The organism is Flexivirga sp. (genome assembly GCF_051955415.1).
Lineage (GTDB): Bacteria > Actinomycetota > Actinomycetes > Actinomycetales > Dermatophilaceae > Flexivirga.
The window spans coordinates 1-21,917 of record NZ_JBQCGS010000001.1 but is presented as its reverse complement, the minus strand read 5'-3'; the positions used below and the strand labels follow the sequence as shown (position 1 = coordinate 21,917).

General features: G+C 68.3%; 25 protein-coding genes and 2 tRNA genes. 11 read left to right on the top strand and 16 right to left on the bottom strand.

Annotated features, from left to right (window positions below):
* Window positions 1-103: 103 nt before the first annotated feature.
* Both ACTHL4_RS00135 and ACTHL4_RS00130 read right to left on the bottom strand, forming a co-directional pair.
* Complete coding sequence (locus ACTHL4_RS00135; protein WP_440280694.1) at window positions 104-418, bottom strand: hypothetical protein; 315 nt, start codon at window positions 416-418, stop codon at window positions 104-106.
* Between the two features lie 26 nt (window positions 419-444).
* Window positions 445-2,115, bottom strand: coding sequence for a sodium:solute symporter family protein (locus tag ACTHL4_RS00130; RefSeq protein WP_440280693.1), 1,671 nt, complete (start codon window positions 2,113-2,115; stop codon window positions 445-447).
* 266 nt (window positions 2,116-2,381) lie between these two features.
* Between ACTHL4_RS00130 and ACTHL4_RS00125 the strand changes: the two genes are divergently transcribed.
* Window positions 2,382-3,083, top strand: a complete 702-nt coding sequence (locus ACTHL4_RS00125) for a hypothetical protein (RefSeq protein ID WP_440280692.1) — start codon at window positions 2,382-2,384, stop codon at window positions 3,081-3,083.
* Here ACTHL4_RS00125 and thiL read toward each other — a convergent pair.
* Window positions 3,030-4,067: a thiamine-phosphate kinase gene (thiL, locus tag ACTHL4_RS00120; protein ID WP_440280691.1), complete on the bottom strand. Its 1,038-nt coding sequence runs from the start codon at window positions 4,065-4,067 to the stop codon at window positions 3,030-3,032. The genes ACTHL4_RS00125 and thiL overlap by 54 nt on opposite strands.
* Window positions 4,068-4,201: 134 nt before the next feature.
* Here thiL and ACTHL4_RS00115 point away from each other — a divergent pair, with 134 nt between their 5' ends.
* Both ACTHL4_RS00115 and ACTHL4_RS00110 read left to right on the top strand, forming a co-directional pair.
* On the top strand, window positions 4,202-4,435 hold the full coding sequence (locus ACTHL4_RS00115; protein ID WP_440280690.1) for an Lrp/AsnC family transcriptional regulator: 234 nt from the start codon (window positions 4,202-4,204) through the stop codon (window positions 4,433-4,435).
* Window positions 4,432-4,884: a DUF3515 family protein gene (locus tag ACTHL4_RS00110; RefSeq protein ID WP_440280689.1), complete on the top strand. Its 453-nt coding sequence runs from the start codon at window positions 4,432-4,434 to the stop codon at window positions 4,882-4,884. The genes ACTHL4_RS00115 and ACTHL4_RS00110 overlap by 4 nt, the downstream gene beginning before the upstream one ends.
* Before the next feature lie 14 nt (window positions 4,885-4,898).
* Here ACTHL4_RS00110 and ACTHL4_RS00105 read toward each other — a convergent pair whose 3' ends face one another.
* Window positions 4,899-6,041 (bottom strand): D-alanine--D-alanine ligase family protein, encoded by a 1,143-nt coding sequence (locus ACTHL4_RS00105; RefSeq protein ID WP_440280688.1) that lies wholly within the window; start codon window positions 6,039-6,041, stop codon window positions 4,899-4,901.
* Between the two features lie 71 nt (window positions 6,042-6,112).
* Between ACTHL4_RS00105 and ACTHL4_RS00100 the strand changes: the two genes are divergently transcribed.
* Complete coding sequence (locus ACTHL4_RS00100; RefSeq protein ID WP_440280687.1) at window positions 6,113-7,177, top strand: trans-sulfuration enzyme family protein; 1,065 nt, start codon at window positions 6,113-6,115, stop codon at window positions 7,175-7,177.
* Here ACTHL4_RS00100 and ACTHL4_RS00095 read toward each other — a convergent pair.
* Complete coding sequence (locus ACTHL4_RS00095; protein WP_440280686.1) at window positions 7,174-8,175, bottom strand: NAD(P)H-dependent glycerol-3-phosphate dehydrogenase; 1,002 nt, start codon at window positions 8,173-8,175, stop codon at window positions 7,174-7,176. The two genes, ACTHL4_RS00100 and ACTHL4_RS00095, sit on opposite strands and share 4 nt — an antisense overlap.
* Window positions 8,172-8,936, bottom strand: coding sequence for a lysophospholipid acyltransferase family protein (locus ACTHL4_RS00090; RefSeq protein ID WP_440280685.1), 765 nt, complete (start codon window positions 8,934-8,936; stop codon window positions 8,172-8,174). Before ACTHL4_RS00090 ends, ACTHL4_RS00095 begins: the two co-directional genes overlap by 4 nt.
* A 129-nt stretch (window positions 8,937-9,065) precedes the next feature.
* Here ACTHL4_RS00090 and cofC point away from each other — a divergent pair, with 129 nt between their 5' ends.
* Both cofC and ACTHL4_RS00080 read left to right on the top strand, forming a co-directional pair.
* Window positions 9,066-9,689, top strand: coding sequence for a 2-phospho-L-lactate guanylyltransferase (gene cofC, locus ACTHL4_RS00085; protein WP_440280684.1), 624 nt, complete (start codon window positions 9,066-9,068; stop codon window positions 9,687-9,689).
* A 10-nt stretch (window positions 9,690-9,699) separates the two neighbouring features.
* Window positions 9,700-9,912, top strand: coding sequence for a hypothetical protein (locus ACTHL4_RS00080; RefSeq protein WP_440280683.1), 213 nt, complete (start codon window positions 9,700-9,702; stop codon window positions 9,910-9,912).
* 86 nt (window positions 9,913-9,998) lie between these two features.
* Here ACTHL4_RS00080 and ACTHL4_RS00075 read toward each other — a convergent pair whose 3' ends face one another.
* The 3 genes from ACTHL4_RS00075 to leuC form a co-directional block, all read right to left on the bottom strand.
* Window positions 9,999-10,643, bottom strand: a complete 645-nt coding sequence (locus tag ACTHL4_RS00075; RefSeq protein ID WP_440280682.1) for an HU family DNA-binding protein — start codon at window positions 10,641-10,643, stop codon at window positions 9,999-10,001.
* A gap of 315 nt (window positions 10,644-10,958) precedes the next feature.
* On the bottom strand, window positions 10,959-11,552 hold the full coding sequence (gene leuD, locus ACTHL4_RS00070) for a 3-isopropylmalate dehydratase small subunit (RefSeq protein ID WP_440280681.1): 594 nt from the start codon (window positions 11,550-11,552) through the stop codon (window positions 10,959-10,961).
* A gap of 19 nt (window positions 11,553-11,571) precedes the next feature.
* The gene (leuC, locus tag ACTHL4_RS00065; RefSeq protein WP_440280680.1) at window positions 11,572-12,975 is read right to left on the bottom strand and encodes a 3-isopropylmalate dehydratase large subunit; all 1,404 of its coding nucleotides are present in this window, start codon (window positions 12,973-12,975) and stop codon (window positions 11,572-11,574) included.
* A gap of 132 nt (window positions 12,976-13,107) precedes the next feature.
* Here leuC and ACTHL4_RS00060 point away from each other — a divergent pair, with 132 nt between their 5' ends.
* On the top strand, window positions 13,108-13,854 hold the full coding sequence (locus ACTHL4_RS00060) for an IclR family transcriptional regulator (protein WP_440280679.1): 747 nt from the start codon (window positions 13,108-13,110) through the stop codon (window positions 13,852-13,854).
* A 130-nt stretch (window positions 13,855-13,984) separates the two neighbouring features.
* Here the strand turns inward: ACTHL4_RS00060 and ACTHL4_RS00055 are convergent.
* From ACTHL4_RS00055 to clpS, 6 genes are all read right to left on the bottom strand, one after another.
* A tRNA-Glu gene (locus ACTHL4_RS00055) sits at window positions 13,985-14,057 on the bottom strand.
* Between the two features lie 61 nt (window positions 14,058-14,118).
* A tRNA-Gln gene (locus ACTHL4_RS00050) sits at window positions 14,119-14,193 on the bottom strand.
* Between the two features lie 60 nt (window positions 14,194-14,253).
* On the bottom strand, window positions 14,254-15,015 hold the full coding sequence (locus ACTHL4_RS00045) for an HAD family hydrolase (RefSeq protein ID WP_440280678.1): 762 nt from the start codon (window positions 15,013-15,015) through the stop codon (window positions 14,254-14,256).
* A gap of 35 nt (window positions 15,016-15,050) precedes the next feature.
* Window positions 15,051-16,577 carry a glutamate--tRNA ligase gene (gene gltX, locus ACTHL4_RS00040; protein ID WP_440280677.1) on the bottom strand — a complete coding sequence of 509 codons (1,527 nt, stop codon included), beginning with the start codon at window positions 16,575-16,577 and terminating at the stop codon, window positions 15,051-15,053.
* A 67-nt stretch (window positions 16,578-16,644) separates the two neighbouring features.
* Window positions 16,645-17,223, bottom strand: coding sequence for a DUF2017 domain-containing protein (locus tag ACTHL4_RS00035; RefSeq protein ID WP_440280676.1), 579 nt, complete (start codon window positions 17,221-17,223; stop codon window positions 16,645-16,647).
* Complete coding sequence (gene clpS, locus ACTHL4_RS00030) at window positions 17,223-17,525, bottom strand: ATP-dependent Clp protease adapter ClpS (RefSeq protein ID WP_440280675.1); 303 nt, start codon at window positions 17,523-17,525, stop codon at window positions 17,223-17,225. Before clpS ends, ACTHL4_RS00035 begins: the two co-directional genes overlap by 1 nt.
* A 58-nt stretch (window positions 17,526-17,583) precedes the next feature.
* Between clpS and ACTHL4_RS00025 the strand changes: the two genes are divergently transcribed.
* The 4 genes from ACTHL4_RS00025 to ACTHL4_RS00010 are packed head-to-tail and all read left to right on the top strand — an operon-like array spanning window position 17,584 to window position 20,598.
* Window positions 17,584-18,888, top strand: a complete 1,305-nt coding sequence (locus tag ACTHL4_RS00025; RefSeq protein WP_440280674.1) for a nicotinate phosphoribosyltransferase — start codon at window positions 17,584-17,586, stop codon at window positions 18,886-18,888.
* 17 nt (window positions 18,889-18,905) lie between these two features.
* Window positions 18,906-19,427 carry an N-acetyltransferase family protein gene (locus ACTHL4_RS00020; protein ID WP_440280673.1) on the top strand — a complete coding sequence of 174 codons (522 nt, stop codon included), beginning with the start codon at window positions 18,906-18,908 and terminating at the stop codon, window positions 19,425-19,427.
* A gap of 45 nt (window positions 19,428-19,472) precedes the next feature.
* Window positions 19,473-19,976: an N-acetyltransferase family protein gene (locus ACTHL4_RS00015; RefSeq protein ID WP_440280672.1), complete on the top strand. Its 504-nt coding sequence runs from the start codon at window positions 19,473-19,475 to the stop codon at window positions 19,974-19,976.
* 43 nt (window positions 19,977-20,019) lie between these two features.
* Window positions 20,020-20,598, top strand: coding sequence for an isochorismatase family protein (locus tag ACTHL4_RS00010; RefSeq protein WP_440280671.1), 579 nt, complete (start codon window positions 20,020-20,022; stop codon window positions 20,596-20,598).
* A gap of 78 nt (window positions 20,599-20,676) precedes the next feature.
* Here the strand turns inward: ACTHL4_RS00010 and ACTHL4_RS00005 are convergent.
* Window positions 20,677-21,917: 5'-nucleotidase C-terminal domain-containing protein (locus ACTHL4_RS00005; protein ID WP_440280670.1), on the bottom strand; the 1,241-nt coding region annotated here is incomplete at its 5' end.

Below are 21,917 nucleotides of genomic sequence, written 5' to 3'. Positions count from 1 at the left end.
CATGTCCACGCGCTGTGGTCTGGTACCCGGCCACCCGGGCTTTGTGCGCGGGCCGGCCCATCCGGGCCGCCCCGCTCTCGTATGCCGCAGGCTGAATGCCGGCTCAGGCCTCCGGCGTCGGCGGCTCACCCATCTCGGCGGCGGCCTTGTCCCGCTCGAGCTCGACCTCGTCGACCACGATGGGTCGCAGGTAGGCCCACAAGGCCATCAGGATCGCGAAGATCAGAATGCCGATGCCGCACCACAGATTGAGGTTGACGTCGTCGGCCTTTCGCTTGTCGGCCTCGGTGAAATTCACCAGCCCCATGATGATCAGCACCACGCCATAGATGCCCATCAACATGGCGATGATGTTGCGCACGTCGAACGCGCCGGCGGTGTGCCGCCGCGGATTGCTTGTCTCAGTTGTCGAAGACATTGCCGAACTCCTTCCGTGAGCGGCGGTCAGTGGAAGACCACGTTGAGGATGATGACCAGCACCAGCGAGACACCGGCCAGCTTGACCGGGGACAGCCACCAGTGGGCGACTTCGCCCTCCGCGTGGTCCTCCTTCGGGGTCAGCGACTTCACCAGTCCCCGCAACTCGGACTCCGGCTTGGGTTCGGTGAAGCCCGTGACGATGACACTGATCACGATGTCGGCCACGAAGGCCGCGCCGGCGGCCACGAAGCTGGCGCCCTGGCCGGACAGCGGCAGGGTCCCGACGGACAGGCTGCCCAGTGCGTCCTCGGAGAGCACGCCGACCAGGACCGCTGCCAGCGTTCCGCCGACCAGCCCGGTCCAACCGGCGGCCGGCGTCATCTTCTTCCAGAACATGCCGAGGATGAATGTCGCGAACAACGGCGCGTTGAAGAAGCCGAACAACGTCTGCAGGTAGTTCATGATGTTGCTGTACTGGCTGGCGAACGCCGACGTGCCGACGGCCAGGACCGTGGCCACGATGGTCGCGATGCGGCCGAACTCCAGGTAGTACTTGTCGTCGCGGTCCTTCACCACGTACGTCTGCCAGATGTCATAGGACATCACCGTGTTGAAGGCCGAGATGTTCGCCGCCATACCGGCCATGAATGCCGCGAGGAGGCCCGCGATCGCGACGCCGAGCAGGCCGTTGGGCAGCAGGTCGCGCATCAGGAACAACAGTGCGTTGTTGTAGTCGTGCGAGCCCGACCCGGAGAATGCGCCGAGTCCGGCGGCCGCCATACCCGGGATGATGATGATGAACGGGATGAACATCTTCGGGAAGGTGCCGATGATCGGCGCACGGCGAGCGGAGTTCATGTCCTTGCTGACCATCGCGCGCTGGACCTCGACGAAGTTGGTGGTCCAGTAGCCGAAGGACAGCACGAAGCCGAGGCCGAGCACGATGCCGACCACGGACAGCACGCCGCTGCTGAAGCCGGTGAGTCCTTCGCCCGGCCACGATTTCATCGGATCCGCGGTGAAGGCGTGCGAGGCATGCAACTTGTCGGAGAGACCGTTCCAGCCACCGACCTTCTTCATGGCGATCAGGGTGAGCGGCAACAGCGCGGCCACGATGACGAAGAACTGCAGGACCTCGTTGTAGATCGCCGCCGAGAGGCCGCCCAGCGTGATGTAGGACAGCACGATGATGGCTGCGACGATCGTGGAGATCAAGATGCTCCAACCGAAGAGAGTGTTGACGATGGTTGCCAGCAGGTAGAGGTTGATGCCGGCGATGAGCACTTGTGCGACCGCGAAGCTGATCGCATTGACCAGATGCGCGGTGGACCCGAAGCGTCGGAACATGAATTCCGGGACGCTGCGCACGCCGGAGCCGTAGTAGAAGGGCATCATCACCACGGCGAGGAAGAGCATCGCCGGAATGGCGCCGATCCAGTAGTAATGGAAGGTCGCCATCCCGATGGACGCACCGTTGGCCGACATACCCATGATCTCGGTGGCACCGAGGTTGGCGGAGATGAACGCCAGGCCGGTGATCCACGCCGGCAATGACCGGCCGGACAGGAAGAAGTCGACACTGCTGGACACTTGACGACGCGCCACCAGACCGATTCCGATGACGAAGACGAAGTAGAGCGCGATGAGGATGTAGTCGACCGGTCCGGCATCGAGTCTCAACGCGGACGAATCCATGTGCATGGGTCACCTGCGGCTTTCTGTGTGTCCACCGAAACTCGATGGGACGCAGCGTTGTTGCGCGACTGCGCCGAGACTACTCCGCACCTGACAGAATCCAACGTTCGGTGTTGAGCGTTTCAGTCGCTCTTTGCCGAACCGAAATGATCGCCCGCCCCGAGCCGCACCCCGACGTGGCGACCGCGGAGTTCTGGTGTAGATTCCGCGCGCGGAGATGCGGAGGCAGTGGCCCGAGACCCGCGAGTCGCCCAGGGGATCTCATCATGAACAAGCGCGTCATTCTGCCTGCCCTTCTGCTGCCTGCCATTGTCGGTTCGGGCATCGTCACCGCGCCGACGGCGCACGCCGCGGCGCAGTGCACGCTCACCGCACCGAAGGAGGTGCACGTCTGGCATCAGTACACGAAGGTGAACCTGCGAGCGTCCGGCGCCTGCTCGTATGGCGAGGGCCTCGCTTCCTGGGACGCCTATCACCCGACGCAGGGCATCGAAGGAATGGCATTCTTTGACGGCTCGTCGACGGACATCTACGACTTCTACGACTGGGACGATTTCGGCACTTACACGTGGCGTCCGGCCGGCGCGTGGTCCGACTGGGATGACAGCGCTTTCGGAGGCCTCGGCGGCTATCACGAGCTCACACAGAACACCCCGCGGACCACTTTCCGTCTCGGCTCCAAGGTCACCATGTCCACGAGCCGGTCGCGCAGCCGAGTGACATTGCGGGTCAGCGCGACGCGTTGGTCGCCCACCGCCAGTCGCATCGTGAAGTATTCCGGCATCAATGGCTCGATCCAGTACCGCACGAGCAGCAAGGCAGCATGGAAGACGCTCAAGAGCTTCCGCACGTCGAAGTCCGGTGGCTACTCCCTGACCTACACCAGCAGCAAGAGCCGCCACTACCGCACAGTCCTACGCGGGACCGGCACGGTCTGGGCGGCGACCAGCGGGACCTCCACACGCTGACCCGGGATCGTCACCGGCGCGGGCCGACCCGAAGTGATCCCAGCCGATGTGCCGGTGCTGCCGGCCGCCGACGGTGATGCCGGACCCGTCCGTCACCACGCCGATCGTTCGCCAACCGTCCGGGACCGCGCCGGCCGGGAACGTCGCCAGCAGCGTGTGCTCCTCTCCCCCGGTCAGCACGCACTCGGCAGCGGCATCGGCGCCGACGGCCGCGGCCAGCGCCTGTATGTCGCCGGCGACCGCCTCGGGGTCGATGTCGATACGGACACCACTGGCCCGGGCGATCCGGCCCCCGTCGCGCAGCAGCCCGTCGGAGATGTCCAGCATCGCCGTGGCGCCGGCCCTCGCGGCCACCGCGCCCTGCCCGTAGGCCGTGCTCGGACGCCGTTGCGCCCGCACCAGATCCGCACCCCGCTCCGGTGTACCTGCCTGCAACAGCAGCAGGCCCGCCGCCGCCCGCCCGAGCGTGCCGTGTATGGCGAGGACGTCCCCCGGCCGGGCGCCCGAGCGCAATACCGGGCCGCCGCCGTCCAGTTCGCCGAAGGCGGTGATGCTGACCATCCGCACGCCGTCCGGAGCGGACGACAGGTCACCCCCGATGACCACCGTGCCGGCCTCCTGGGCGGCGTCCGCGACCGCGCCGGTGAAATCGGCGACCCAGTGCAGCGGGGTGTTCTCGTCGGCCACCAGGGTGACCAGGAGCCCGGTGCATCGTCCGCCCATGGCGGCGATGTCTGCGACGTTCTGCACCACCAGCTTGTGTCCGACGTCGCCCCCGCCGGACCACTCGTCCAGCCAGTCCCGTCCCAGCACCATCGTGTCCGTGGTGGCGAGGGCGGCGCCGGACCGCACCCGCAGCAGGGCGGTGTCGTCACCCGGTCCGACGAGCACGTCGTCGCCGGTCGCGAAGCGCGGCAGCACCGTGTCCAGGAGCTCCTGTTCGTCCACGTCGGCCAGGGTGCGTGGTGCCGGGAAGTGCGTCATACCTGCTGGTTCCACCCTTCGTGACCGGACGACATGTCGTTCCACCGCCAAGGCACGGTAGCGTTCCGATGAGCGCGGCGACCGGCCCGCACCCCGCTCGCGGGGGCTTCGCATCATCCTCGGGAGACTACGCAATGGTTCAGGCCTACATCCTCATCCAGGCGGATCTCGGCAAGGCGACCGCTGTCGCCGCCGCGGTGCGTGACATCCCCGGTGTGCTGTCCTCGGAGGACGTCACCGGGCCGTACGACGTCATCGCGCGCGCCGAGGCCGAGACGCTCGACGAGTTGGGCTCGTTGGTGGTCGCGAAGATCCAGGAGGCGCCCGGCATCATGCGGACGCTGACCTGCACCGTGGTCCACCCTTGAGACGAGCTCTTCCCGCGGCCGCGTGCGCTCTGGCCCTCGCTGCCGCCCTCGCCGCCTGCGGCGGTGACGACACCGTCAAGGCGTCCCCCGCAGGCAACGCTGCCGATCCCTTGTGCGCCCAGGCCGCCCGGCATTGGCCGACCACGGTTTCCGGACAACGGTCACGTCCGGTCAGCACCGACTCCCCGACCGTGCGGGCCTGGGGTGACCCGGCGATCATCGCCCGCTGCGGCGTGACCTCGCCCGGCCCGACCGCGACCGGGTGCGTGTCGGTCGACGGCATCGACTGGGTCGGCAGCAAACTGTCCGACGGTGGGCGTTACATCACCTACGGGCGGACGCCGGCCATCGAGGTGCTGGTCCCGACGAAGTACAACTCGCTGCCGCCGCTGGGCGCCTTCACCAAGGCCGTTCAGCAGATTCCGCAGGGCCCGCACAAGTGCAGTTGACCTGCTGAGCGCACCTACCGCAGGCCGACGCGACGTTCCAGCGCCAGCTCGATCAACTCGGTGATCAGCGCGGGGTAGTCCAGGCCTGACGCGGCCCACACCCGCGGAAACATCGACGACGGCGTGAATCCCGGCATCGTGTTGATCTCGTTGAGCATCAGCCGGCCACCCGGCTCGTAGAACCAGTCGACACGCGCCAGTCCTTCGCAGCCGGCCGCGTCGAAGGCCTGCACCGACAACCGCCGTATCTCGTCGGCCACCTCACCGGGCAGGTCGGCCGGACAGCTGAGCTGGGCGTCGCTGTCGAGGTATTTCGCTTCGAAGTCGTAGAAGGTATGCCGATCCCCCGTCACGGTGATCTCGCCGATCTGACTGGCCCGGGCCGGATCGGCGCCGTGCCCTTCCAGGACACCGCACTCGACCTCGCGGCCCGCGATCGCGGCCTCCACGAGCACCTTCGGGTCCGACTCGCGAGCGCTCTCGATCGCCTGCTCGAACTCCTCGGGGCGGTCGACCTTGACGACGCCGACGCTGGAGCCGGCACGCGCCGGCTTGACGAAGACGGGCATCCCGAGGCTGCGGACGCCCTCCAGGCAGACCGCCTTGTCCCGGCGCCATTCCTTGTCGGTGATCACCACGTGCGGTCCGACCGGCAGGCCGGCTGCGGAGAAGACCACCTTCATCAGGGCCTTGTCCATCATCACCGCCGACGCGGCGACGCCCGATCCGACATACCGGGTGTCGGCGAGTTCCAGCAGACCTTGCAGCGTGCCGTCCTCCCCGAACGGTCCGTGCAGCAACGGCAAGACGACGTCTACCGAGGTGAGCCGCTGGGGCGCTTCACCGGGTGGAAAGACCATCACCTCCCGGGCGCCGGGGTCCGTCGACAGCAGCGCGGTCGTCTCGCCGCGCACGGTCGGCGTGTGGTCGGCCGTCAGTTGCAACGGCTCCGGGTCGTCGGCGACCAGCACCCAGCGGCCGTCCTGTGCGATGCCGATCGGCACCACGTCGAATCGGTCCCGGTCGATCGCGCGCAGCACGCTCGCCGCCGTGGAGCACGACACCGCGTGTTCGCTGGAACGGCCGCCGAAAACGATCGCGACAACAGGCTTTCGGGTGGATTCGTCGGCTGCGGGGGCCGGGCTGTGCTCAGTCATCGGTGGGAGCCTAACGTGCAGCACGTGGACAAGGCCGTTGCGCGCGGCCCGTGGCGTGCCAAGGTGGGCTCATGTCGCACGACGTCACCTACGCATTCGCCACCCGCCTGGTCGGACTCGGCCGGCCGGTTCGTGAGGCCGGCGCGCCGGCCGGCCCTGGCATCGAGCTGAGTTCGACGTATGTCGCCGGCGACGGCCCGACCTACGGTCGCTACACCAACCGCACCTGGGAGTCGCTGGAGCAGGTCCTCGGTGACCTCGAGGGCGGTCGCGCCCTCGCGTTCGGCAGCGGTATGGCGGCCGTCGCCGCATGCCTGGAGCTGACCCCGCAGGGCGGCACGGTGGTGCTGCCCCGCCACGTCTACAACGGCACCACCTCCCTCGTGGACGAACTGGCAGCGGCCGGTCGGCTGGTGGCTCGCCGGGTGGACCCGACCGACACCGAGGCGGTGATCGCCGCGCTGGACGGCGCCGATGTGGTCTGGCTGGAGTCGCCGACCAACCCGATGCTGGAGGTTTCCGACCTGCCGACATTGGTGGCTGCCGCCCGGGCACGCGGGGTGCTGTCGGTGGTGGACAACACCTTCAACACTCCCCTGCTGGCGCGTCCGTTGCAGGACGGGGCGGATGTGGTGCTGCACTCGGTGACGAAGTTCTTGGCGGGCCACTCCGACGTCGTGCTCGGTGCCCTGGTCACGGGCGACGAGCCGCTGCACACGCGGCTGCACACGCACCGCACGCTGCACGGCGCCATACCGGGCCCGCACGAGGCGTGGCTGGCCCTGCGTGGCATGCGGACACTGCACCTGCGCCTGGAGCGCGCCTGCGCCAACGCCGCTGAGCTGGCGGACCGGCTCTCCGGCCACCCGTCCGTCGCACGGGTGCGCTATCCGGGGTTCGGGGCGATCGTCTGCATCGAGCTCGCCGGCGGCCGCGCGGCGGCGGAGCACGTGGAGGAGTCGGTGCGGCTCTGGCTGCCGGCCACCAGCCTCGGCGGTGTGGAGTCGATGCTGGAGCGTCGCCGGCGGCATCCGGCGGAGCCGGTCAGCGTCCCGGAGGAGCTCGTCCGGCTGTCGGTCGGCATCGAGGACGTGGAGGACCTGTGGCGCGACCTCGACGGTGCGCTGCGCGCCTAGCTTCCCTCGTGCTTGCGTGCGCGAGACATCAGCGCGCCGACCACGTCCTGCGGGTCGCGTCCCTCGTGCACGACCGCCGCGACGTTCTCGACGATCGGTACGTCCACGTCGACGCTCTGCGCCAGCTGCAGGATCGACTCACAGGACTTGACGCCCTCGGCGGTCTGCCTGGTGCTGTCGATGACTTCCTGCAACGACATCCCCTGACCGAGCCGGTAGCCGACGGTGCGGTTGCGTGACAACGGGGAAGCACAGGTGGCCACCAGGTCACCGACCCCGGCGAGCCCGAGGAAGGTCTGAGGGTCGGCACCCAATGCCGTTCCCAATCGTGCGGTTTCGGCGAGCCCGCGGGTCAGCAGACTGGCCATGGTGTTGTCGCCCATCCCCATGCCGGCGGCCATGCCGACCGCGAGCGCGATGACGTTCTTGGTGGCGCCGGCGATCTCGGTGCCGACGACGTCGGTGCCCAGGTAGGGCCGGAAGTATGCCGTCGCACTCGCCTCGGCGACCTTGGCGCGCATGCGGGGGCTGACTGCGGCGACGACGGCGGCCGCCGGCTGCCGCGCCGCGATCTCGGGCGCCAGGTTGGGACCGGACACGACGACGATCCGGTCCGGGTCGACACCGCCCGCTTCGGCGATCACCTGGCTCATCCGCTCACCGGTGCCCAGCTCGATCCCCTTCATCAGGGACACGACCGGTGCGTCCGCGGGCAGCAGCTGCCGCCAGTCGGCGAGATTGGCGCGCAGGCTCTGCGACGGCACGGCCACGACCACGATCTCCGCGTCCTCCAGGGCCTCCGCACACGAGTTGGTGGCCGTGATGGTCTCCGGCAGCACCCGATCGGCCAGGTAGCCGGAGTTGACGTGTGTGGAGTTGATCTCGTCGACGACCTCCTGGCGACGGGCCCACAGCCGGACGGTGCAGCCGGCGTCGGCCATGATCGCCGCGTATGCCGTGCCCCAGTTGCCGCCCCCGAGCACCGCGACGCGGGTCATCGGTCGTCCTTCTTCCGGGAGCCGGATCCGCCGCGTGCAGGGCGTTGGGTGCGCGGGTCGAAACGCGTCGCCGGTGCCGTTTCGTGCCGAATGCCTTCCAGCAGCCGGGTGATCTCGTCCATCAGGCGCACCGACGCGATCCGCAGCTTCGGCCCGTCGATGGGCCCGTCGCATAGATCGTCGAGGTCGATCGCCGGACCGGCAGTGACATGGATCAGCTTGCGCGGCAACAACTTCGGCAGTTTGTCCCGGTAGGGCCACATCATCTCGCGGGTGCCCCAGATGGCCATCGGGATCAGCGGCACACCGCTCTCCAGCGCGAGCCGGGCAGCGCCGGACTTGCCGACCATCGGCCAGAAGTCCGGCTCACGCGTGATCGTGCCCTCGGGGTAGACGCACACGCAGGCGCCCCTTTCGAGTGCGGCGGTGGCGGCCGAGAGTGCGGACGTGGCGTGGGAGGTGCCGCGATAGACGGGGATCTGACCGGTGCCGTGGAGGATCTGCCGCACGCCCGGCGGCTTGAACAGTGAGGACTTGGCCAGGTAGTGCGGCGCTCGGCCGGCGGACACCAGGAAGTGCGCCAGCGGGAAGTGGTCCATGTTCGAGATGTGATTGGCGGCAGCGACGAATCCGCCCTCCCGGGGGATGTGCTCCATACCGGTCCAGTCGCGCAGGGTGATTCGCTGCAACACCGGATAGAGCGTCGTGATCACCTTGGAGTACATCGGTTCGATGTTCTCGGTCATCGGGGGACGCGACACGAGTGCGGGCTCCTTCCCAATAGTGCACGCGACACTACCTTCGGTCCTTGGTATCTAATCCCACCCGGCGCTCGCGGCGGAAGCGAACCGCCGCGACACGCGTGGTGCGCGGTCTGAGAACATCATCCCGTGGAGTCCGTAGTCACCTCGACCTGGCATGTCATCGTTCCGGTGAAACACAGTGCGCAGGGCAAGTCCCGGCTACGGCCGCCGGCCGGTGTGCACCGCCGCGACCTCGCGCTGGCCATCGCGCTGGACACGCTGGACGCCGTCCTGGATGTGGTGCCCGCGACCCGGCTGCACGTGGTGACCGCCGACCCGGAGGTCCGTCTGCAGATGCGCGGCCCGGGCGCGGTGATCGTGGACGACCCGGGCCGTGGGCTGAACGCCGCGGTCGCCGCGGGGATCGCCGCGGTCACCGCACGAGCACCGCACGCCCCCACGGCGGTGCTGCTGGGTGATCTGCCCGCGCTCACCGCCGGCGAACTCGCCGACGGCCTGGCCGCCTGTGCTGCGGCCGAAGCCGCGATCGTGCCGGACCACGAGGAGACCGGCACCGTGCTGCTGACCCACCACGACGGCGCACGCCTGTCGCCCCGGTTCGGCACGGGTTCGGCGGCACGCCACGCCCGCTCCTCGACCACGCTCCAGCTGGATCTGCCCAGGTTGCGCACCGACGTGGACGACGACGCATCGCTCGAGGCCGCACGGCGACTCGGTCTGGGGCCGTGGAGCCGACGGCTGCTGCCGTAGGCTGGCCGGCATGCAGGCGACGATCCACACCTTCGATGAGGACGACGGCTCCGGCACCGTGCTGACCGACAACGGGCGACTGCTCACCGTCGATCACGGGACCTTCGCCAAGTCCGGGTTGCGGCACCTGCGGACCGGACAACGCGTCAGCATCGAGGTCGGTGGCGACGGCGTCAGCCGGCTCTGGATCGAAGGCATCGGCCCGGGTCAGCGCATCCGCTGAAGGCCGCGGCACCGCTGCACGACATACCGACGGCCCCTCGTGCATCACGAGGGGCCGTCGGTCGTGTGCTGGGTCCGCGGATCGGTTCAGCGACGGGCGGAACGCTTGGCGGTGCTCTTCTTGGCGGTCGTCTTCTTCGCGGTGGCGGCCTTCTTGGCGGTGGTCTTCTTCGCCGTGGTCTTGGCCGGAGTCGCCTTCTTGGCGGTGGTCTTCTTCGCCGTGGCCTTGGCCGGAGTCGCCTTCTTGGCGGTGGTCTTCTTGGCTGCGGCGGCGGTCTTGGTGGTCGCCGCCTTCTTGGCAGTGGTCTTCGTGGCTGCCGCGGTCTTGGTCGTGGCGGCCTTCTTCGCCGTGGTGGCCTTCTTGGCGGTGGTCTTCTTGGCTGCCGCCTTCGCCGGAGCAGCGGCAGCGGCGGCGCTCGAGGCCCGGCCACCGGCGTTGCCGGTCTTGGGCAGGGAACGCGGGTTGGCGACGACGGCCTTGAACGCGGTGCCCGGCTTGAACTTCGGCACTGAGGTCTTCTTGATGCGCACCGTCGTCCCGGTGCGCGGGTTGCGGCCGGTCCGGGCGGCGCGGGAGATCTTCTCGAAGGTGCCGAAGCCGGTGATGCCGACCTTGTTGCCCTTGGCGACCTCGCGGATGATGGCATCCACCACAGCCTCCAGAGCGTCACTGGCTGCCTTTTTACTGCCGAGACGGGTTTCCAGGCTCTGGATGAGCTCTGCCTTGTTCATGGGTCGTATCCCCTTCGATGGTGCCGGCGTTGGACCGGGCGTCCAATTTCAGTTCCTCAAGCTGACGCTCGATTGAGACAGACGGTATGCCCACCACGTCAAGTCGGCAACCTGCAACGCCGCGCTATTTGCCTCAGGCACAACAGCTTTGGGCGGTCTGACGACACTGCTTCAACGGCGATCCGACGGCGGTCCGGCTGCCGTCATCAGGGCCATGACGCAGCACTACAAGTTTCGAATACCTTGCCAGGCAACGAAATTCGCGCGGGGGCCCGTAGCGGGCCACCCGCGCGAAGTGGTATGACGAAAAGCCGATCAGGCCGGCTGCACCGATGGTTTCCAGCCGGGCCGGGCCGTTTCGAAATTTGTGATCTGATCCGCGTGTCGCAGCGTCAGACTGATGTCGTCGAGGCCTTCGAGCAGCCTCCAACGGATGTAGTCGTCGACGTCGAATCCGAAGACGTGCTCGCCGGCAGTGACCGTGCGCTGTTCGAGATCGACCGTCACCTGGGTCCCCGGCTCGTTCTCCAAGAGCTTCCAGAGCAATTCGATGTCCTCCTGACGCAACTGCGCCGCCAACAGACCTGCCTTGCCGGCGTTGCCGCGGAAGATGTCGGCGAACCGGGACGACAAGACCACCCGGAACCCGTAGTCCATCAAGGCCCAGACTGCGTGCTCACGCGAGGAGCCGGTGCCGAAGTCGGGCCCGGCGACCAACACCGATCCGTCCGCGAAGTGCGGATTGTTGAGCACGAAGGTCTCGTCACCACGCCATGCGGCGAACAGGCCGTCCTCGAATCCCGTGCGGGTCACCCGCTTCAGGTAGACGGCGGGGATGATCTGGTCGGTGTCGACGTTGCTGCGCCGCAACGGAACTCCGACGCCGGTGTGCTGGGTGAACTTGTCCATGACGCTTCTCCTCGTCGGCTCAGTGGATGCTGGTCAGATCGGCAGGGCTCGACAAGGTGCCACGCACCGCGGTCGCCGCAGCGACGAGCGGGCTGACCAGGTGGGTCCGACCGCCCTTGCCCTGACGTCCTTCGAAGTTGCGGTTGGAGGTCGATGCGCTGCGCTCGCCGGCCGCCAGCTGATCCGGGTTCATGCCCAGACACATCGAGCAGCCGGCCAGTCGCCACTCGGCTCCGGCATCGGAGAAGACCTTGTCCAGCCCCTCGCCCTCCGCCTGGAGGCGCACCTTCGCCGAGCCAGGCACGACGAGCATCCGCACCCCGTCGGCGACCCGGCGTCCCTTGATGACCTCGGCAGCAGCGCGCAGGTCCTCGATGCGGCCGTTGGTGCACGAGCCGAGAAACACTGTGTCGACTGCGATCTCGCGCAGCGGCATACCAGGCGTCAGGCCCATGTACTCGATCGCTCGCTGCGCGGCCGCCTTCTCGTTCTCACCGGAGAAGCTCTCGGGGTCCGGCACCTCCGCCGACAACGGCAGCCCTTGACCGGGGTTGGTCCCCCAGGTGACGAAGGGAGTCAGGGCGCTGGCATCGATGTCGACCTCGGCGTCGAAGACCGCGTCCTCGTCGCTGGCCAGCTCCGACCAGGCCTCGATCGCGGCGTCCCAGTCGGCACCGGTCGGTGCGTGCTCGCGACCCGCCAGGTAGGCGAAGGTGGTCTCGTCGGGTGCGACCATGCCGGCACGCGCGCCGGCCTCGATGGACATGTTGCACATGGTCATGCGCGCTTCCATCGACATCTCGCGCACGGCAGATCCGCGGTACTCGAGCACGTAACCCTGTCCGCCGCCGGTGCCGATCTTGGCGATCACTGCCAGGATGATGTCCTTGGAGGTGACGCCGTCGGGCAGCGTGCCGTCGATGTTGATCGCCATGGTCTTGAACGGGTTCAGCGGCAGCGTCTGGGTCGCGAGCACATGCTCGACCTCGCTGGTGCCGATCCCGAAGGACAGCGCCCCGAAGGCACCGTGTGTGGAGGTGTGGCTGTCACCGCAGACGATGGTCATCCCCGGCTGGGTGAGACCCAACTGCGGTCCGATGATGTGCACGATGCCCTGCTCGGCATCTCCCATCGGGAAGAGCCGGACACCGAACTCCTTGCAGTTGGTCCGCAGCGTCTCCACCTGCGTGCGGCTCACCGGGTCCGAGATCGGCCCGGGCGTCGTGGGGACGTTGTGGTCCTCGGTCGCGACGGTGAGGTCGGGCCGGCGCACCGGCCGGTCCGCCATCCGCAGGCCGTCGAAGGCCTGCGGACTGGTGACCTCGTGGATGAGGTGGAGGTCGATGTAGAGCAGATCCGGCTCGCCGTCCGCCTGGCGCACGACGTGCTGCTTCCAAACCTTCTCTGCCAACGTGCTTCCCACGTCGGTCCCTCCTTCATCGAGCCTGACCCGAGGGCGTGGACTCGCCTCGGGATGCCTGGTACGGACCGAGCCTGTCCGCGAAACTCGGGCCAAGAACTTGCGTCTCGCGGAATGAGACGTCAGTATCAGTGCATGGACAACTCTAGCGGTGTCGGCGTTCTGGACAAGGCCGCCGTGGTGCTCTCCGCTCTCGAAGCCGGCCCGTCGACCCTCGCCCAACTGGTGGCACACACCGGACTCGCCCGTCCGACGGCCCATCGACTGGCCGTCGCGCTCGAGCACCACCGGCTCGTCGCACGAGACATGCAGGGGCGCTTCATCCTCGGTCCGCGACTGGCCGAGCTCGCCTCCGCAGCCGGCGAGGACCGCCTGCTGGCGGCCGCCGGCCCGGTGCTGGGCGCCCTGCGCGATCACTGCGGCGAGAGTGCCCAGCTCTATCGCCGCCAGGGCGATCAGCGCATCTGCGTGGCCGCGGCCGACCGTCCCATGGGTCTGCGCGACTCGATCCCGGTGGGCGCGACGCTGACCATGCAGGCCGGATCCGCTGCGCAGATCCTGCTCGCGTGGGAGGAGCCGGATCGGCTGCACCGTGGCCTGCACGGGGCGAAGTTCACCGCCACGATGCTGTCGGCCGTCCGCCGGCGCGGGTGGGCGCAGAGCGTCAGCGAACGCGAACAGGGCGTCGCGTCGGTGTCCGCTCCGGTCCGCGGTCCCTCCGGACGCGTCATCGCGGCGGTGTCGATCTCCGGACCGATCGAGCGCGTCTCGCGCCAGCCGGGCCGGCTGCATGCGGGCACGGTCGTCGCCGGGGCCAACAAGCTGACCGAGGTCCTCGCCAGGGCACACGCGGCCACCGCGCGCCGTGGCGAGTCCGCCTGAGCCCGCCACCCGTCAGCCGGCGCTACCCACGGATCCCCCTCGCTCCACCAGGGCGCCGGCGACCGGGACGCGCTCGCACCACAACGAAAGCGCCCAAGTCCTGTCGGACTCGGGCGCTTTCGCCTCAACGTGACCCCAGCGGGATTCGAACCCGCGTTACCGCCGTGAGAGGGCGACGTACTAGGCCGCTATACGATGGGGCCGTGACTGGAAGAACCATACCGTCACCAGTGTGATTCCACCGAATCGGCAAACTTCGCCGATTGGCTGGGGTACCAGGACTCGAACCTAGACTAACTGAACCAGAATCAGTCGTGCTGCCAATTACACCATACCCCAAGGGGGTATCACTTCGCCAGCGGCGGAACGCCGTCCGACGAGGTGAACCGAGGTGAGACCTTACCCGGTCAGGGGCGCCGCGCCCAAATCGAGCACCTCCAAGACGCCTGCGCCCGGGCGCAACTGGTCCAGCGACGTGATCAACGGCACATCACCGGCGTCACCCGTCCCGGCCCGGCCGTCCCTGCGGAGCCAGACCGGGCGCAGCTGCGCCCCGCGCGCGCCGATGACGTCCGCGTCCCATTCGTCGCCGACGTATGCCGTCTGCGAGGGGCAGCTGCCCAGGCGTTCGCACGCGAAGCGGAACACCCGCGGGTCCGGCTTGCCGAAGCCGAGGGTGTCGCGGCTGACCACCCCGTCGAGCCGCTCTCGCAGGCCGGTCACCTCCAGTTTCGGCAACGTCGCGGCCTCCGAGGAGTTGGTCAGCGCGCCCACGGCGATGCCGGCGTCATCGCATGCCTGCAGGAACGGCAGCACGTCGTCATACCGGCGCTGCCGCGCCACGAATGCAGGCCGGAACGCAGCCTCGAACGCCTCGATGGCGTCGGCCGGCACGGGCAGCCCATGCGCTGCACCCACCTCGGCGAGCCGGTGCGCGCGCATCGTCATGAAGTCCAGCTCCCCCGCGGTGTAGCGGCGGAAGAACCCACCCGGGTCGCTGCGGAAGCGTATGGCGGCACGCTGGTGCCACTCCGGGGTCTGCTGGGGCCACACGTCGGCCATGGCCACGGCGCCCGCCCCGATCATCGCGGCGGTCGTGTCGACGAGCGTGTCGTCGATGTCGAGCAGCACCGCGGTGACCGGCAATCGGGTCACAGTCATCGGCGAACGCCCCTTCGTCCGTGCGGCATGCCCGGTCAGAGCGTCGCGCGCAACGCCTTCAGGCGGCGCAGTGTCGACTCCTTGCCCAGAATCTCCATGGACTCGAACAGCGGCGGCGAGATGCGCTGCCCGGAGACGGCGGTGCGCACCGGCCCGAACGCCAGACGCGGCTTGATGCCCAACCCGTCGACGATCGCCGTGCGCAGGGCCTCCTCCAGCCGTTGGGCGGTCCACTCGCGGCCGCTACCGTCCGGGTTGCCGATCGCACCGCTGATCGGCTCCAACGCCGCGAGCGCCGCGTCGAGTACCTCCGGGGCGCTGTCCTTGAGCTGCTTGCGGGCGTCCTCGGCGATCTCCAACTCGTCGTCGGCGACGTAGAAGGGCGCCACCAGGGGCGCGGCCTCGGAGAGCAGGTTGATGCGGGTCTGGATGAGCGGCACGATCTCGTTCAGCCTGCCCAGCTCGGGCAGCGATGCGGGCTGCGGCAGCGCGCCGTCTCGCTGCAGGAAGGGCAGCAGCCGCTGGGCGAGATCCTGCTCGGACAGCTGGCGCAGGTAGTGCCCGTTGAGCCAGTTGAGCTTGTCGAGATTGAAGACCGCACCGGCCGGGTTGATCTTGTGCCATGCGAAGTGCTTGCTGAACTCCTCGAAGCTGAACGTCTCGCGTTCGGCACCGTCCTGCTCGATGATCGGCGGATGCCCTTGTAGCGCAAGGAAATTGACCAGCGCCTCGGGTAGGTAACCCTGCTCCTGGAACCACGTGAGCTTGGCCCACGGGCTCTTGCGTTTGGAGATCTTGGCCTTCTTCTCGTCGCGCAGCAGCGGGATGTGGGCGAACTGCGGCGTCTCCCAGCCCAGCCACTTGTAGAGCAGCAGGTGCTTGGGTGTGGAGGAGATCCACTCCTGCCCCCGCACCACGTGGGTGATCTCCATCAGGTGGTCGTCCACGACCACGGCGAGGTGGTAGGTCGGGAAACCGTCGGCCTTGAGGATGACCTGGTCGTCCGGGCGGGGCGCCTTGGTCGGACCCATGATCAGGTCGTCGAACTGCAGGGGTGCGTCGTCCGGGATGAGCATCCGCACGACGGGCGTCTCGTGGAAGCCCGGCAGCTGGGCACGCTCCTCCTTCGTCTTGCCCAGGCAGGTGCGGTCGTAGCCGGTGGGCTGCTTGGTCTTCTGCTGGACCTCGCGCATCTCCTGCAGCCGTTCGCTGGAGCACCAGCAGTAGTAGGCGTGCCCGTCGGCGATGAGTTGCTCGACATACGGCCGGTAGGTGCCCAGGCGTTCGGACTGCTTGTACGGCGCGAAGGGGCCGCCCTTGTCGGGACCCTCGTCCCAGCCGAGGCCGAGCCAGTGCAACGTGTCGTAGAGCTGCTGCTCGCTGTCCTCCTGGAAGCGCGCCCGGTCGGTGTCCTCGATGCGCAGGATGAAGCTGCCGCCCTGCTGTCGCGCGAAGGCGAGATCGAAGATCGAGACGTATGCCGTGCCGACGTGCGGATCACCGGTCGGCGACGGCGCGACGCGCAGACGGGGCTTCTTGATGGAATCGGAGGTTTCGCTCATGATGCTCCGATCGTATTGAACGTTGCCGTGCACGAGCACAGGAGGGGAACTGCGGCACGGCGGCGTCCTACAGCAACGCGCCCGCCAGTGACTCCTGCATCCAGGTGAGGAAGTCGTAGTAGAGGCCGATGACCAGGCGCGGGTCCTCGGATGCGTCGTCGGCCGAGGCGAGCTCCTGCTGCAGGCGCTCGCTGTCCTCGTCGGTGCGCAGCCGCAGCCGCTCCCCGAGCGCCAGGCGTACGTCGGCCAGGCCCACCAGCAACGCCTGCGCCTGACCGAGGTCGAGCTCCAGTTTGTCCCGGCTCGCCGGTTGGTCCAGCGCCTCGATCGCGGTGCTGAGGTTGGCCACCTTGCGCTGGCGCAGGCTGTGCTCGGTCAGCGCCCGGAATTCCGCCGCGACCTCCTTGTCGCCGCGGTGACCGTCCGGCAGCAGACGGGCCAGCGCCGGGTCACGGTGCGCGAGTTCCTCCGGGTCCGGTGCACCACCGAGGCCGGCGAAGAGGTCCTCGACCGGGTCCCCGGACAACCCACCGCTCGGGGTGAGCAACTGCCGCGTCTGGTCGAGCAGTTCACGAACGATGGCCCGCTCGTTGGCATCCAGTCGTGCGGTGACACGAGAACCCTTGCGTTTGAAGGCGGTTGCCATCAGGAGTCCTTCTCGAAGGTCGCCCACAGGCCATAGCCCTGCATCGCCTCGGTGTCGGTCTCCATCCGTTCGCGCGGACCCGCGGAGACGACCGCCTTGCCCTCACGGTGCACCGTCATCATCAGCTTCTCGGCCTTGGCCTGCGAGTAGCCGAAGTAGGTCTGGAAGACCCAGGAGACGTAGGACATCAGGTTGACCGGGTCGTTCCAGACCAGGGTCACCCAGGGTCGGTCGGTCTGCTCGACCGCATCGGCGTCGACGTCGACGTCGGGCGAGGCATGCTCCGGGGGCGCAACAGACACGCCCTCAACGATAGGCAAGAGCCGCCACCGGGGGCGAGCCTGGCCTACAGTGACGCACGTGACCACACCTGTGGGCGCGTCCACCGCGCTGCTGACCGACCATTACGAGCTGACGATGCTGAGCGCGGCACTGCGGGACGGAACCGCCGGACGTCGCACCGTCTTCGAGGCTTTCGGTCGTCGCCTCCCCGACGGCAGACGGTATGGCGTGGTCGCCGGCACCGGCCGGTTGCTCGACGCGCTGCACGACTTCCGCTTCGGGGATGCGGAGCTGAAGTTCCTTCGCGATCGGCACGTCGTCGACGAGCCGACACTGGACTGGCTGGCGTCCTACGAGTTCCGCGGCGACGTGTGGGGCTATGCCGAGGGCGAGGTCTACTTCCCCGGTTCGCCGATGCTGATCGTCGAGGCGAGCTTCGCCGAGGCAGTTGTGTTGGAGACCCTCGTCCTGTCGATCCTCAACCACGACACCGCGATCGCGTCGGCCGCCAGCCGGATGACGGCCGCTGCGGAGGACCGCCCGTGCATCGAGATGGGCTCACGGCGGACCCACGAGGAGTCGGCGGTGGCGGCGGCCCGGGCGGCATACATCGCGGGCTTCACGACCACCTCCAACCTCGAGGCCGGCCGTCGCTACGGAGTGCCGACGACCGGCACGGCGGCGCACGCCTTCACACTGCTGCACGACGACGAGCGGGCGGCGTTCCAGTCGCAGGTCGACACGTTCGGTCCAGGCACGACGTTGCTGGTCGACACCTACGACGTGTCGCATGCGGTCGAGCTCGCAGTCCAGATCGCCGGCACCGAGCTCGGCGGTGTGCGGCTCGACTCCGGTGACCTGCTGCAGCAGGCGCGGGAGGTGCGGGAGCAACTGGACACGCTCGGTGCGACGGGGACGAAGATCGTGGTGACCTCGGACCTGGACGAGTTCGCCATCGCGGCACTGCAGGCCGGTCCGGTCGACGGTTATGGCGTCGGAACGCAGCTGGTGACCGGATCCGACGCTCCCACGGCAGGGCTGGTCTACAAGCTGGTCGCGCGGGAGAACTCCGCCGGCGAGCTCGAAGGCGTCGCCAAGAAGAGTAAGGACAAGACGTCCATCGGTGGTCGCAAGTTCGCCTTGCGCCGCCGCGACCCGCAGGGCGTCGCGGAGGCCGAGGTCATCGGCATCGGCACACCCCCCACTGACGACGGCGACGACCGTGCGTTGCTGGTCCCCCTGATCGAGCGCGGCGAGCGGGTCCACACGCGCACCCTCGATGATGCCCGCCGGCACCACAGCACTTCTCGGGGAGAGCTACCGCCGACCGCCCGGCAGATGTCACGAGGAGAGCCCGTCATACCGACCATCTACCAGCGGTGACGAGACGAGAGGAAGTCATGACCAGCATCGAGCTGTTCGACGGCGAAGCCGCTGAGCCCTTCGCCGATCGCATATTTGCTTTGTACGACACGGTTTTCGGCCGGTTCCCCGACAAGGCCGTATGGCGCGCGCAGCTGTTCGATCGTGACCGGGTGCGCGACGGCTACCGGCTGGTGCTCGCCCTGGACGGTGACGAGGTGCTGGGTTTCGCCTGGGGTTACCGCGGTGAGCGGGGACAGCATTGGCCAGACCTGGTGGCGCGCACGCTGCCCGAGCTGCCGGCCGAATGGGTGCGCGATCACTTCGAACTCGTCGAGCTCGCTGTCGATCCCGGAGCCCGCCGGCAGGGCATCGGCGTCGGGTTGCACGATGCTCTCCTCGACGGCCTGACCGGCCGTGCGCTGCTCGGCACCACTCTTGCGGTGGACGACCCGGCGCTGCGGCTCTACAAGTCGCGCGGCTGGAGCACACTGGGCCATCTGCAGGACAACCGCCAGGTCATGGGCGCCTACCTCCCGCTGCCCCGGCACGCTCGCTGATCGAGCAGCAGGCGCGCAGATCGACTGCCCGGCCACGGACTACGCATGACCCGCATCGAGACCCTTGGCAGCGCCGCTGCCGAGCCGTATGCCGCGCGCGTGTTCGCCTTGTACGACGCGGTTTTCGGCGATGTCTCGGACGAGGCGGAGTGGCGCGAGCAGATGTACGACCGACACCGGGCACGCGACGGTTACCGGCTCGCGGTCGCGGTCGAGGCGGACCGACTGCTTGGTTTCGCGTGGGGCTATCGCGGCGACCGGGGTCAGTTCTGGCCGGACCTGGTCGCCAATGCGCTGCCGGACGTGGACCGGGACTGGATCGGCGGGCACTTCGAGTTCGTCGAACTCGCGGTGGACCCGGCCGCGCGCCGGCGGGGTCTGGGTGGCCGGCTGCACGACGCGCTGCTCGAGGGGGTCACCGGCCGCGCCCTGCTCGGCACGACCAGTGACGGGGACGACCCGGCCGTCCGCCTCTACCGCGCACGCGGCTGGCGGACCCTCGGGCAGCTGGACGCCGAGCACCAGGTGATGGGCCTCCACCGCAACTGACGTCGTGTCCGGCCGGCTTGCGGCGCGGTCGTAGGCTGCACAGATGGCACGCGCGCTGGTGATGGTCGATGTCCAGAACGACTTCTGCGAAGGGGGCTCCCTCGCCGTCGACGGCGGCATCGGCGTCGCCGAACGCATCGCCGCGTATATCGACGGCCACGGCTCGGACTACGAGCACATCGTGGCGACCGCCGATTGGCACATCGATCCGGGCACCCACTGGTCGCAGACGCCCGACTTCGTCGACAGCTGGCCGGTGCACTGCGAGGTCGGCACACCCGGGGCGGACTTCCGGGTCGAGGTGCAAACCGTCGTCGCGCAGGCGTCAGCCGTCTTCCGCAAGGGACAGTACGAGGCGGCATACAGCGGTTTCGAGGGCGCGACCGAGGACGGATCCGGCCTGGCCGACTGGTTGCGCGTCCACGACGTCACCGACATCGACGTCGTGGGCATCGCCACGGATCACTGCGTCCGCGCGACCGCCCTCGACGGCGCGAAGTCCGGCTTCCGCACGCGCGTCCTGGTGGAGTTGACCGCGGGCGTCGCTCCCGAGTCGACCGCGCGGGCCGTGACCGAACTCCGCGCAGCCGGCGTCGAAATCGTCGAGCCGCCGGGGGCCTGAGCCGCGACGAGAGGTCGACCGATGTCGTGAAGGCACGTTCTCACGACATCCATCGACCTCTCGGTGGCACGCCGGTGGTCAGGAGACCGTGATCGGGGTGCCGCCCGAGACGAGCTGCCAGTCGATCGTGTGGAACGTCGACGGATCGATCACCTTGTTGGCGGTGACCCAATCGATGATCAGCTGCCGGATCTCGCGCTGCTCGTTGTAGACGACGGGCGCGGTCGTCACGTCCGGGAAACCACCACCGCCGGACTGGCGGTAGTTGTTGATCGCAATGATGAAGGTGTCCTGATCACCGACGGCCTTGCCGTCATACGCCAGGTTCTTGATCCGGTTGCCGGGCGCGACCGTCACATCGATGTCGTAGGTGAGCCGCGCGTCGAGGCCACCCATGACGTCGTAGTTGTAGTCGGGCGTGCCGTTCGGCGCGGTCGGGGTCACCGCGTTCGTCAGATCGTCGATCGAGAACGGTCCGCTTCCCGAGACCTGCTTGAAGTACTCCGCGGACTTCTCCAGGTAGGCCTTGACCTGCGTGCCGGTGAACTTGATGCCCAGCAGCGTGTTGTCGTAGATGTAGAGACCCGCCACGTCGCGCACCGTCACGTCGCCCTTGGGGATGATCGCGGTGCGGCTGAACGGCGCCGCGATCGACAGCACCGGCGTGTTCGCGTCGGCGGTGCCCGCGAGCGCCGCCTTCACCGCTTCGGCCTGCACCTCATTGATTAGGTCAACCGCGGCGGCGTCCTCGACCACTGCGCGGGCACCGCTCATGTCCTCCAGGCAGGTGCCGATCACGCTGTTGACGTAGGTGCGCACCTTCTCGTGCGGGGTGCGCAGGATCCTGGCGATGGTCGGGTCCTCGGGTGCGGTGTTGGAGTTGAGCAGGGTCGCCGCCGAGCTCGCGACCTCCCACTGGCCGCGGTTCTTGCGCAGGTTGAGATCCATCACCGTGACGCGCTCGCCGAAGCACAGCGGCTCCGACAGCAGCACCTGCTTGCCGGTCTGCTCGTTGGTGACGAACCGCTGCGGGATCTCCACGTGCGCGTGTCCGACGAGGATCGCGTCGATGCCCGGAACTTGTTGCGCCAGCAGGGTGCTGGCGTTCTCCGGGAACGGCAGCGCGTCACCGTAGGACGACGACGTGTCGGCGCCGGAGTGGCACGACACCACGACGATGTCGGCGCCGCGGCGCTTCACCTCCGGTATGACGAGCTTCGCCTGCTCGACGATGCCGTTGAACTTGATCCTGCCCTCGACGTTGGCCTTGTCCCAGATGGCGACACCGGGGGTGACCAGCCCGACGATGCCGACGGTCA

Bases quoted from the DNA above. Each gene is read 5' to 3' on its own strand.
- ACTHL4_RS00125 (WP_440280692.1), top strand. From the start codon at position 2,382: ATGAACAAGCGCGTCATTCTGCCTGCCCTTCTGCTGCCTGCCATTGTC.
- ACTHL4_RS00095 (WP_440280686.1), bottom strand. From the start codon at position 8,175: ATGACCCGCGTCGCGGTGCTCGGGGGCGGCAACTGGGGCACGGCATAC.
- ACTHL4_RS00075 (WP_440280682.1), bottom strand. From the start codon at position 10,643: ATGAACAAGGCAGAGCTCATCCAGAGCCTGGAAACCCGTCTCGGCAGT.
- ACTHL4_RS00060 (WP_440280679.1), top strand. From the start codon at position 13,108: ATGGACAACTCTAGCGGTGTCGGCGTTCTGGACAAGGCCGCCGTGGTG.
- leuD (WP_440280681.1), bottom strand. From the start codon at position 11,552: ATGGACAAGTTCACCCAGCACACCGGCGTCGGAGTTCCGTTGCGGCGC.
- ACTHL4_RS00135 (WP_440280694.1), bottom strand. From the start codon at position 418: ATGTCTTCGACAACTGAGACAAGCAATCCGCGGCGGCACACCGCCGGC.
- ACTHL4_RS00100 (WP_440280687.1), top strand. From the start codon at position 6,113: ATGTCGCACGACGTCACCTACGCATTCGCCACCCGCCTGGTCGGACTC.
- gltX (WP_440280677.1), bottom strand. From the start codon at position 16,577: ATGAGCGAAACCTCCGATTCCATCAAGAAGCCCCGTCTGCGCGTCGCG.
- ACTHL4_RS00130 (WP_440280693.1), bottom strand. From the start codon at position 2,115: ATGGATTCGTCCGCGTTGAGACTCGATGCCGGACCGGTCGACTACATC.
- ACTHL4_RS00080 (WP_440280683.1), top strand. From the start codon at position 9,700: ATGCAGGCGACGATCCACACCTTCGATGAGGACGACGGCTCCGGCACC.
- ACTHL4_RS00020 (WP_440280673.1), top strand. From the start codon at position 18,906: ATGACCAGCATCGAGCTGTTCGACGGCGAAGCCGCTGAGCCCTTCGCC.
- ACTHL4_RS00035 (WP_440280676.1), bottom strand. From the start codon at position 17,223: ATGGCAACCGCCTTCAAACGCAAGGGTTCTCGTGTCACCGCACGACTG.
- ACTHL4_RS00115 (WP_440280690.1), top strand. From the start codon at position 4,202: ATGGTTCAGGCCTACATCCTCATCCAGGCGGATCTCGGCAAGGCGACC.
- thiL (WP_440280691.1), bottom strand. From the start codon at position 4,067: ATGACGCACTTCCCGGCACCACGCACCCTGGCCGACGTGGACGAACAG.
- ACTHL4_RS00010 (WP_440280671.1), top strand. From the start codon at position 20,020: ATGGCACGCGCGCTGGTGATGGTCGATGTCCAGAACGACTTCTGCGAA.
- ACTHL4_RS00015 (WP_440280672.1), top strand. From the start codon at position 19,473: ATGACCCGCATCGAGACCCTTGGCAGCGCCGCTGCCGAGCCGTATGCC.
- ACTHL4_RS00105 (WP_440280688.1), bottom strand. From the start codon at position 6,041: ATGACTGAGCACAGCCCGGCCCCCGCAGCCGACGAATCCACCCGAAAG.
- ACTHL4_RS00045 (WP_440280678.1), bottom strand. From the start codon at position 15,015: ATGACTGTGACCCGATTGCCGGTCACCGCGGTGCTGCTCGACATCGAC.